Origin of the sequence: Nocardia sp. NPDC050793, from assembly GCF_040654065.1 — a bacterium.
In the GTDB taxonomy this organism is placed as follows: Bacteria; Actinomycetota; Actinomycetes; order Mycobacteriales; family Mycobacteriaceae; genus Nocardia.
The window spans coordinates 6,414-18,134 of record NZ_JBFAHG010000017.1; the positions used below are offsets into that span (position 1 = coordinate 6,414).

The window sequence follows — 11,721 nt, forward strand, 5'->3', positions numbered from 1 at the left end:
ACGGTCGAGTTGCCGGGTGCGTTGGGTGCGGATGAGCCGACGGTTCGGTTGGCGGGTCCGGATGGTGCCGAGGATCCGACGGTCGAGTTGCCGGGTGCGTTGGGTGCGGATGAGCCGACGGTTCGGTTGGCGGGTCCGGATGGTGCCGAGGATCCGACGGTCGAGTTGCCGGGCCCGTTCGGTGCGGATGAGCCGACAGTGCCGTTGCCGAGTCCGGAAAGTGGCGAAGAGCCCACGGTGCCGTTGCCGGGTCCGGAAGGTGCGCACGATCCGACGGTGCACCTCCCGCGTCCGGGCGGCGTCGACACCCCGACCATCGATCTTCGTCGCCCCGGCCAAGCGAGCGGCGAACCTTCGGTCCCCGGTCCGCAAGACCCGGCAGACCCGCGCGGGTCGACCTCCGACGACACGGATACCGAACGGACGCAGCCGATCCGGTCGCAGGAAGCTGCGCCCGGCGATCCGGACAGTGACCCGTCGGACGACGGTGTCCCACCGGGCGACGGTCCGAACCAGGATCCGACCGCCGCCATCGGTGACAGCCCGACCCTCGATCTGCGTCGTGGTGCCGAGAGCGTCGAGCGCGATGCGGACGGGCGGCCGGTGGATCCGCAGGATGGACCGCGTGCGGAACAGAGCGGCACAGACCAGGCGGACAACCCCGAGCAGGACGGCACGGCCGACACCTCCGAGGCTCACTACGAGATCGACAACCCGCAGTTCGGTGCGCGCCTGCGGTACGGGTTCGAGAACTGGGACGCGGTGGTCGACGCGCTCGCCCCGCACGAGCGCGCCGTGCTGGAGCGCATCGCGTCGCTGACTGCCGACGGCAGCAGGTTCCGCGCCGCGATCGACGCCGCCTTGCGCGGCGACGCGGAGCTCACCCCCGAATTGGCCGAGGCCGTGGACATTCTCGACGACGTCCTCACCCGCTTCCGCCTGCCCGACACCACGGTGATGACCTACGTCCGGCCCGAGAACCCGCTGGACATGTCCGGCGACGTGATCGGCTCCCTGCACCAGATCGCGGAGTTCCCGCAGCTGGCGCTGGGCGAGATACCCCCGGTCGACGGCGGCCGCTTCCACCTCGAACTGACCGTCCCCGCAGGCACGCCCGCCCTGTTCATGAACCGCTTCCTGCCGTCGGGCATGCCGGTCCCGGTCATGATGGCCGGCCGCGGCCTGCACTGGCGCGTCGACTCCGTCCGCAGCCTCGGCAACGACGGCCACTGGTTGATCCGCGCCACCGTCGTACCCGACGCGGACGCACCGCCCGAAGGCGCCGGTGATCGCGCGCCGTCCAGGAAGCCACTGCGGCAGCGGATCAGAGAACGGTTCGGCAGGACGCGAGCCGAGCGGGACCCGGCCGTCTCGCGGCCCGAGCCCAATGTGGGTGCGACCCCACTGCGGCTGACGCCCCCTGATCAGGAGCCCGAGCTCTACTCCGAGGCTCCGCCTCGCGTGATCCAGCTGCCGGACCAGCCGCCCCGGGACGAGTGGTCGCAGCGCGATATCCCGGAGATCGTCCGGGTACTGAGCGAACGGCACGGCGTCGATTTGCTGGGCGAGCGGCGTGCCATGCAGGTGCTCCGGTTCGATTTGCCCCACCTCGATCCCGAGGTGCTCCGGGAGTACGCCAGGGCGATCGACGACATGCTCACGAAGTACCCGGGGGCGCCGGTGGCGATCCTCGACATCCTTGCGGTGCGACACCATCGCAGTGCCTTCGCGGCGACCCAGTGGGAGTCCGAGAACGGCGGCGCCCGAGTCATTCTCGACTATCAACTCGCCACCAGTGCCGAACTGTTCTGGGCTGCGTTGAGCGAGGACGTCGCCGCCGGGTTCAAGCATCCGAGCATGGAACGCCGGCCGGTGTACAGCGCCATCGTCCACGAGTTCGGCCACGTGCTCGACTATCTGTCGTCCGAGGAGACCCGCGCGACGATCGAGGACATCCTGCGGCGCCGCTACGAAGAGGAGTTCGCGGCCGCGCACCTCGCCGCGGGTGGCGAGGGCTACCACACCTGGATTCGCCAGCTCAGCGGCTACAGCTTCCACGACAATGGCGAGTTCAACCCGGGCGAAGCGATCCCGGAGGGATTCGCCGAGGTCGAACTCAACGGCGACGCCGCGAGCGAACCGGCGCGTGTCATCCACGAGACGCTGGTCGCGAACGCGCGCCGCGCCCTCGCCGAGGGGACCATCCCGCAGCCGCCGTCCCAGCTTTCGCCCGGACCCGACGCGGGTGGCGGGGGACAGCAGCCGCCGCAGCAGCCGCCGGTGGGGATGCCGGATCCGGGTGATCCGAACGGTGACGGTTCGGAAGGGTCTGCGCAGCAGCCTGATTCGAATACGGAGAACGATTCGGGGCCCGACGAAGACGGCGACGGCGCCGGCAGATCGGCGCCGCCGGAGCCGACGCCGGATACCGATTCCTCGGGTGGCGCCCGTCGCGTGCCCGCCGAGCCGCCCGCTCCGCCCGTCCAGCAGGGCGCGCAGGAAACCTCGGAGACGCCGAGAATCGTTGGCGAGCAAGCGGGCTCGGATCGCGCGGTCGTCATCGAGGTGGACGGTCAGCGGATCCCGCTGCATCTGGTAGCCGAGGGAAGCGGCGCGTGGCGACCGGAACACGCACGGCCGCAAGCGGATCCGGACGAGTCCGGAAACCTGCCCGCGGAGCGGGAGAGCTCGCAACCGCCCGCGGCCGCCGAGCCGGGTTCGGGGTGGGTGTGGGTGCGCACCTCGGCCTTGGGCCAGGGCCACGCAGTCATTCCGAAGCATCCGTCCCTGTCGTCCCAGGACACCGCGGGGCAGGCGCTGCTCGGGCACTTCGCCGGGCTGCCGCTGACCAGCCACGGTACGCACGGCGAGCAACTCGGGATGAAGTTCAACCCGATGCGGTTGGGTCTCGTCTTCGAGGAACTGCGGCGAAACCGTGAACTCATCCCCTTCCTGCGGCGCCTGACCAGCCGCATCCCGGACCAGGCTGGTGCGGTGCCGCCCGTGCGCAGGCGCAACGGCGAGGAATACCTGCCTTCCATCGATGAGGCGCTGCCCTCCCTGCTGCGCCGGGAATTCGGGCCCGAGTTCGCCGCGGAGATCGAGCGTCAGAAGCGCGAACGCGAACAGCAGCGGGCGGATCGGCGCGCCGAAAACGACTCGGCGACAGCGCGGCCCGAGCCGTTCCCCGACGGCGTGCCGCCGCGCGTCGACGGCGTATTCGGCGAGCTCTTCGGGGAACTCGTCGACGCGGCCCGCCGCAGGAGCGCGGCCTTCGACTGGCTGGTCGACTCGGCCGACCGGCTCGAGGTCGACCTGACCGGCGAGAACCCCGACGCCGTGCAGAACGCGCTGCGGGTGTTGCGGTACCAGCAGGCCAGGCGCATCGGCGCGTTCGTCGGTCTCTCCATCGCCGAGGCGAACTATCAGGTCGAGAACCGGCGCATCCCGTTCGGTCGCGAGATCAGCTTCTTCGACACCGACCCGATGACCCGCCTGCTGGTCGAGGTCATGGAGGCCAACGGCGGGGACGCCAGCTGGCTGCGCGTGGTTCGCATCGCCAACGGCGACGCGTTCCCGCTGTGGGGTGAGCTCTACGACGCCGACGAACCGGGCCGCAACGAGGGCATCGCCCGCTACTTCGCCGACGCGCTGAACCGCGATCAGATCCGCGACGAGCGGGCGGTCTGGGCTCAGCTGCTCGACGTCGACATCGTCGATCTCGGTGCGCTTCCGCGGCTCACCATGATCGACGCGGCGAACCGGATCCGCGCCTACGCCACCGATGTCGCCGACTTCCAGTCCCGCGTCCGCCAATTCCTGCGCGCCGACGCCGAGGTCCAGGAACTGACCGGGTTGATGTCGGATCTGGCCCTGCGCTCGTCGATCGTCGCCGACCAAGGGTTCCTGCTCCCGGACACCGACGGGGTCGCGCTGCTGCCCGGCGACCCCGGCCGTCCGCCGCGGATGGTCGTCATCGACGGCTACGGCGACCACGAGGCGGTGCTCGCCCGGACGCTGCGTGACAATGCGGATCTCGCCGAGGCGGTCAACACCGGCCTGGTCGAACCGGTCTTCCGCACGGCCACACTGGAATCCGACGGAACCTTCCACCTCACCGATGCCGATCCGGGACGGATCGCGCACATCCGTCAGGAGATCGACGGCCGCCTGCTCGACCTGACCTTGATCGAGGACGGTGCGGGCGGCTGGCGTCCCGTGCTGCCGGAACCCCCCGATCCCGACGCGACATCGCCGCACAGCGCCGAGCCGAGCCACGGCGAGATCGTCGCCGCCCGTGACGATCTCGCCGCCGCGCTCGACATCCCGGAATCCGAGCGCGGTTCCGCGGAACTCGCCGAACGGTTGCGCGTCCTGCGCCTGGACAACGCGGTGCGCGCGAGCCAGATCGAGGCGGTCATCGATTACGCGCGCACGGCCTGGGACATCGACGATTTCAACAACCACACCGACGCGCGCTGGCAGCTGGCGACCCGGATCGATATCGATGTCGACGAGATGACACCGGAAGCCATGGCGCGGGCGCTCGTCGACCCGGATCTGGGATCGGCGCGCAGGTATCAGGCCGTGCAGGACCTGATCGAGTACTGGAAGGTGGCAAGGGCCGACGACAAGGCGGTGGCCGATGCCGCGCGAGATCGGTTGGCCGAGCAGCTGGGCGTCGGCAGGCGCAAGGGCAGGTTCCCCAAGGATCTTTTGTCGCGCAATTACAAGAACGACGAGGACAAGTACCGGCCGGACACCTCCACCCTGGACGCGAAGCGGCTGAACCGCGCGATCCGGCATCTGATGCGCCGACCCTCCGAGCGGGAGAACCTCGTCGGCGCGCTCGCCGAGTTCTACCGGACCATCAACGGCCTGGACCGGTACGACCCGGTCACCCGTGGCGATGGCGCTGTCGATCCCCGCGTCGGCGACACCGAATTCCCTGTCCACGAGCGCGCGGTACAGCACCTGCTCGATGTCGTCGACGATGTCGACACGCTCATCGATGTGCTCGGCCGGGTCGGCGACTTCGGGCCGGACGAGATCTCCGCGAGCGGGCATGCCGCACCGAGCCGCGACTGGGCGCTGACCGTCGGCGTCGACCTGACCGATGCCGACGCCAAGCGGTGGGCGAAGGTGTACGAGGTCTTCCGCGACGGCAGGCTCGACCAGAAGGAACGGCTCACCCCGGCTGAACTCGCCCAGGTGCAGGCCTCGCTGCGCGCGGAAGTCGTTGCCCACGCGCGTGCTATCGCGGAGCTCACCGCGATGAACGACCGGCTGCTCGAACTGGCGGAAGCCGAGCGGCGACCCGCGCTGATCGACCGGTTGACCGCGGAGCGCGCCGCCGCGGCGCGGGAGCTGGAAGAGGCCGGGGCCACGCACGACGCGCTCACCGACGGCCACCCGGACCGCGCGGCGGCCGCGACCAGGCTCGCGGACGCCCGAGCCGAATTGGCGCGCGTCGATGGGGAGCTGATGCGCACGAGCGCCGCGCACCGCGAACTCAGCGCGCAGGCCGAAGCGGCGGGCCGACCGCTGCGCCGGGCCGAGGTGATCGCGCGATTGGAATCCGATTACGCGGCCGCGGTCCAGGAATTGAACGCGGCGCGTGCCGAGCGCGCCGAGGCGAATCGGTCACACGGGTTCGGCGAGGCAGACCTCACCGAGAACCTGGACGAGACCCTGCGCGAGCAGCGGGACAGGACCGTGCCCTCCGATGCGGACGCACAGCGCCGGGAAGCCCAGCTGAACGAACTGGAATCGGCGGCACGCAGATACCTCGCGGCCCGCGACGAGCTGGGGCGCCTGACCGCGCAACTGACCGCCGCGCGCAACGCCTTCGGCGACGAGGGCGCGCTCGCTCCGCGCCCCGCTCGTCACGACGAGATCGCCGAGCTGACGGCGAGGCGGGCGGCCGCCCTGGTACAGGTCGGCGCGGCCCGTTCGGTGCTGAATGTCGTCAACGGCAGGCACGGGCTGAGCGAAGCGGAACTGACCGCGGGCGTGGACGACTATGTGAACCGGGTGCGAGCCGGGGATGCGAGCGCTCGATCGCACCGGGAACTGAGCGAATTGCAGGCCGCGGCCCACCGGTACAACGCGGCGCGTACCGAGTTGGCGCGCATCGAGACACAGCTCGCGGCGGCGCGGCGGCGCGTTCGGCCCGCCATGTCGCAGACCGAGCGGTCGCGCCGGGTGGTGGCGCGCATCGAGGCGCAACGGGAGAACGCGCGGCGGGAGCTGGACGACGCCAGGTCGCGGCGGGTCGAAGCCATGCGCGGGTTGCCGGTGGCCGAGACGGATCTGATCGATGACGCCGCCGTGGACGCCATGGTCGAACGGCTGGAGAGCCGGACCCTGCCGGTCTCCGAACTCGCGGAACAGTCGGCGCGGACCCGGGCACTGCGGGACGCGGCGGTGCGCTTCCACGCGGCCGAGCAGCGGTTGACCGCGGTGGATCGGGCGCTCGCCCGCGCTGTCCAACGCCGGGTGCTCGCCGAAGAGGGCGCGCGCCGCCTCGACGACCACGTCGGCATCATCGCCTCGGATCCGTCGGTGATCGTGGTTGTCGGCAGGGACGCGCCGACCGATGTTCGTGCCCGGCTCGCCGCCGAGTACCCGCACCTGCGATTGCCGCTCAACCGGCCGGATGTGATCGTCCGCCACATTCGGATCGCGGATGGCCCCGACGGTGGAATCGTTCTGCACCGCACCGACTTCCGTGCCGACGGACCGGTGGCCGCAGGCTCGGGCCCGCTCAGCTCCGCGAACGACGTCGGCACGTCGGTGGACCGGGCTCGCGCGGAGCTCGAGCGGGCGAGGACCCGCCGCGACGCGGCCGGAGACGCGCACTTCGATGCCGTGATGAACCTCAGGAACGAGGTCGCGCAGCTGCCGATCGCCCCTGGAGAGCTGACCAGCCAGACGCTCCAGGCGATTGTGCGCCGACTGCTCGTCGAGGGCGTGCCCCAGCAGAGCGTCGACCGTCTGCACGCGGCCGCGAACGAGGTCGAGCAGCGCCGCGCCGACCTGGTCGCGGCGCAGACCGAATTCGCCGCGGCCAAGCGCCGACTCGGACTGGCCCGCGCCGGTCTGCACGAGGTCCGCTACGACCCGGCCGCCGAGCCGCAGCAACCCGGCACAGCCCGCACCGACCCGCGAACGGTCCACTGGCCCGGCGGACCCGCGCCGGAGTCGCGACCGGACGACGACGAGGGTGCCGACCGGCGATCGACCGAAGGTGCCGGGGCGTCGGTGACCGGGGCGGTCGATCCACGGACCGTGCATTGGCCCGGTGGGCGTGCGGTCGAGTCCGAAGAGGGCGCGAGTGAGTCTTCGTCGGCGAGCGGGGCGGTCGATCCACGGACCGTGCATTGGCCCGGTGGCGTTGCCGAGTCCGGCTCGAGCGAGGAAAGCCGGACGCCGGGTCCCGACGACGGAGACGACTCCGGTGCGGCGGGTGCGCCGTCGCGGCCGGGTCCTCGGCCCGGTACCGACCCCGCGGGTTCGGCGCGTTCGCTGCCGCGGGAATCGCAGCGGTCCAAGCCCGAGGCGAACAGCGAACGGCCCGCCGGGGCGACGGCCGAATCCAACCGCGCCAGGGTCGCGCCCGAAGGCGAGCCGGATTCCGGCGAGGCGCGCGAGCAGGAGGCCGCCGCGGGCGGTGGTGGCGGGACGAAGCCGCCGCAGGAACCGCCTGCCACCTCGCCCGGTCCGGACGAACCCAGCGGTGACGATGCGGAAAACCGTGCGTCGCAGCCGGATTCGGAGCCCGACGCCCCCGCGCAGGCACCGCAGCGGTCGTTGACCGTCAGGGAAAAGACCGAGCTCGATCGACTGCTGGCCGAGCGTGCCGAGGCGGTCTCGCGCCGGGCGGAGTGGCGCGACATCCGGCAGATGCGGGCGCAGAACCTGCCGGTGGACGTCGACGTCGAACTCACGCGAGACGCGCTGGTCTCGACGATGGACGAACTGCGCGGCAAGACCATGCGCGTCGACGAGATGCCGGCCCGGCTCGCCGCCATCGACGCGCTGGAGCGGGCCGCCGAACACGTCAACGACGCCGAGCACGACATCGCCCGGCTCGACGACGAGATCGCCGCCCTGCGTGACGGAACGTCGCAGGACGAATACGAGGCCCTGGTGCGTGAACGCGCCGCGGCCGTCGCCGAGCGAGAGTTCTGGCGCGCCAAGCGCAATGACCGCGCCTCGCGGTTCACCGACATCCTGCCGACCCTGCGCGGCGCGGACGATTCACTGGGCGCCGACCTGGCGCCGACCTTGGAGCACCTGCGCGACGCCCTGGTCGGCCAGCGCACCATCCCGGGCGTTGGCGAGGACTTGCCCACGCAGACACCGGAATTGGTGGGCGAGGCCGAGCTGTCCCGCCGCCGCCGACAGGTGTTCAAGTTGCAGCGGGCGGCCGAGGAATATGAACGGGCCGCAGCGCGAGTCGCCGAACTGGACCGCCGCCTCGGCGAACTCGGCCGGTCCGGCGCGGACGTGGAGCCGACGCTGTCGCACTGGGCCCGCGCCGAGATCGACCGGCTGGCACGCGAACGCGCTCGCCAAGTGCTCATGGTCGAACCGTGGCGCGGAATGCGCGAAGATCTGGCGCGCAGACTGCGCGCGAACGAGAACGAACTCGGCCACGGTCAACTCGACGAGACCCTCGCGGAAATCGCGGGCAGGACGATCGAGGCGAGGCAGGTCCCCCAACAGGTGCGCAACCTGAAGCTGCTGCGGGAGGCCGCGGAGCGGGTCAATGCCGCAGAGGACGCGATCGATCGCATCCAGGCCAGGATCGCCGAATTGGCCGGCGCGGGCCGTGAATTCCTCGATGCGGCCGCCGCCAGGCCGATTGTGCCCCGCGTCGGTCTTGTCGAGGGTGACCAACCGCGGATCATCGTCGTCGCCCCGCGCGGCGGACTCGACAATCCGCGCGCCCTGCACGACGCGGCGCTGGCCCGCGCGCTGCGCGAGGACGCGTCGGTCGCGCACGCGATGACGCGCCACGAGGTCACGGTCGAGTTCCACGAGATCATCGCCGAACGCGGCGAACCGGTCCGGTATCGGCGCATGGACGGACCTCGACGCGAGTTCCTCGAGATCACCGGGCCCCGGCCGCTCGACTCCGGTGTGCTGCTGGTCCGGTGGTTCGACGCCGCGGGCAGGCCGCACGAGGTGCGCCCCGACAGTCCGAGCTGGCGGACCAACCGCGATGGTGGCACCGTGCCCAAGACCTTCCATCCGCGCGACCTGCCCGAGGGCGTCAGCGGTTGGGCGGTGAATCCGTTCCAGGCGGCGCTGGAGGATCCGTTCACCGACGACGGGCCCGGCGTCAACAAGGATCTGCTGCCCGCGATTCCCGGTGGGGCGCCGATCGAGACCGGTCCGACGTACGAGGTGCCGTTCTCCGGCCTCTTCTATCACACGATGCGGTTGATCCTGGAGACGGCGAAGCTGTCCGGATTCACCTGGTATGCCGATAAGAACCACCCCGGTCGGATCCGGCCCGGCTTCAAGGGACATCCGTGGTTCCGGAAGAAGTCCGCTGATGTGCAGCCGATGGCGCGCGAATGGAATGTCCGGGACCGGTTCGCGCTGCCGGAGAACGAGCGCTGGTACCAGGCGAGCCAGACCGCCGAGCAGCGGGCGTGGGCGCGGGTGCAGCATCGCGCCGAACTGGAATACGAGCGGTTCCGCAGCGACAACAGCGATATCGACAGGATCACCAACCGGCTCGCGCGCAACCCCGCCGCCGAAGGGGCCGGGCGCGCGGTGCGCGCGGCCGAACTCGTCGCGCTGGTGGATGGACTGATCGAGGACCACATCGAGGGCCTGCCGACCACGCGTCGTCCGGGTGATCCCGGGCCGGACCTCAGCGCGGCGGTCGACGAGATCACCGGACACGTGTGCAACGAAAAGCCCGGTGACGCAGAGCAACTGGTGAACTTCATCCACGAGGAGCTGACACGCGGCACCGACGTGGACCGAAAGGAGCTGGCGGGCAAGGTCGCCGACCGCCTGAACAATTCGGCGCAGGCGTTCACGAGGGCGGAGATCGCGCAGATCAAGCACCACCTGATGAACGCCGAATACCTGCGCACCGATTGGCGCACCGGCGTGGTCGTGCGACAGCGGCTCGACGCGGTCGTCGACGTGGCGCTGGCGTGGCAGCGCCTGATCGACGGCGACCCGAACGACGCCGACATCCTGATGCTGCAGGACGCCCTGGCGGAATCGAACTTCCTCATCCGAAACCCGACCGCCTTCTGGAACCTGGCCAACGAGCACGCCGTCCGCATCGGCTTCGACTGGAACTCGAACCGCCCACCGTTCACCGACTGGGCCGAGGGCGCCAAGTACGCCCCGCCACCCCGCGAACGCGAGTACTCGCCGTACGTCCTCCCGCCGAGCCCGCCCGCCACGGAGAACAACGCGGCCGCGCTGCCGCCCGCCGAGCCGCCGAGCCCGGACGAGCAGAGCTCCGAGGATCCCGCCCCGGTCGATCCGCGCACCGTCCACTGGCCCGGCGGACCGGTGACCGAGCCCGGCGCGGACGAGGGCGTCGGCGAGCCGCTGCCGGAAGGTGGTTCGTCGTCGGGCGATCGGTCGGTTGATCCGCGCACGGTGCATTGGCCTGGTGGTGTGTCGGGGTCTGAACCCGGTGTGGGTCAGTCGCAGCCGGAAGGCGAGGAGTCGTCGGGCGATCGGTCGGTTGATCCGCGCACGGTGCATTGGCCTGGTGGTGTGTCGGGGTCTGAACCCGGTGTGGGTCAGTCGCGGCCGGAAGGCGAGGAGTCGTCGGGCGATCGGTCGGTTGATCCGCGCACGGTGCATTGGCCAGGTGGTGCAGCGGTGTCCGATCCCGGTGAGGACGTCGGCGAGTCGCTGCCCGAAGGCCGTGCGTCGCCGCGCGTTCAGCCGGTTGATCCGCGCACCGTCCACTGGCCCGGTGGTGTGCCGGCGCCCGAGACGAATGCGGATGATCAGCGGCCCGGGCCCGATGAGGGAGACGATTCGGGTGCGGCAGGTGCGCCGTCGCGCCCAGATCCGGAACCCGATTCCAACCCCGGCGGTGCGGCACGCTCGCTGCCGAACGCTCCGGAACCGACCGAACCGGTCTCGGAGACGCCAACCCATTCCGACCCGATCGGATCGGACCACGACGACCCCTCGAAACCTGTTCCGGGACAGCAGGAGGCGAGCAGCGCGGAGACTTCTCGACCTAATGCCGACGCCGACCCGTCGCGTCCGGGGACCGAAGGGCGGACTCGACCCGAGACCGATGCGGATTCGGAGGGCGAGGGGAGCCGGTCGCAGCCGGATGACGCGGGCACCGAGGCGAACCGAGGGGCCGCCGAGGGGACAGGTCGTCCGGGCAGCGCTGGTGGACGGTCGCTTACCGAGACCGACGACGGCTCGACGGATGCGGGTGTTTCGTCCCCGCCGGTCGGGGAGCGGACTGCTCGCTCCGGGGCCGACCTAGCTGCGACGGAAGGTGACGAAGGACAGTCACGGCCTGACGATGGAACGCAGCCCGACGGCGGTGCGCCGGAGGGCGGAACGCAATCTGCGGATGGTGAGCAGACTGCTCTGACCGAGGGTGGCCTGTCGAGGCCGGAGGGTAGTGCAGGGCAGTTGCGGCCCGAGGTCGGAACGCCGCCCGAGGGTGGGGCGCAGCCGGAAGGTGGTGCGCCGCCGGAGAGT

At 70.9% G+C, this 11,721-nt stretch carries 1 protein-coding gene and 1 pseudogene; one reads left to right on the forward strand and one right to left on the reverse strand.

Annotation, left to right across the window (positions count from 1 at the left end):
- Positions 1-267: hypothetical protein (locus AB0H50_RS34015; protein WP_357460975.1), on the reverse strand; the 267-nt coding region annotated here is incomplete at its 3' end.
- A 9-nt stretch (positions 268-276) separates the two neighbouring features.
- Here AB0H50_RS34015 and AB0H50_RS34020 point away from each other — a divergent pair.
- Positions 277-11,721: pseudogene (locus AB0H50_RS34020) on the forward strand (hypothetical protein); the annotation flags it as partial.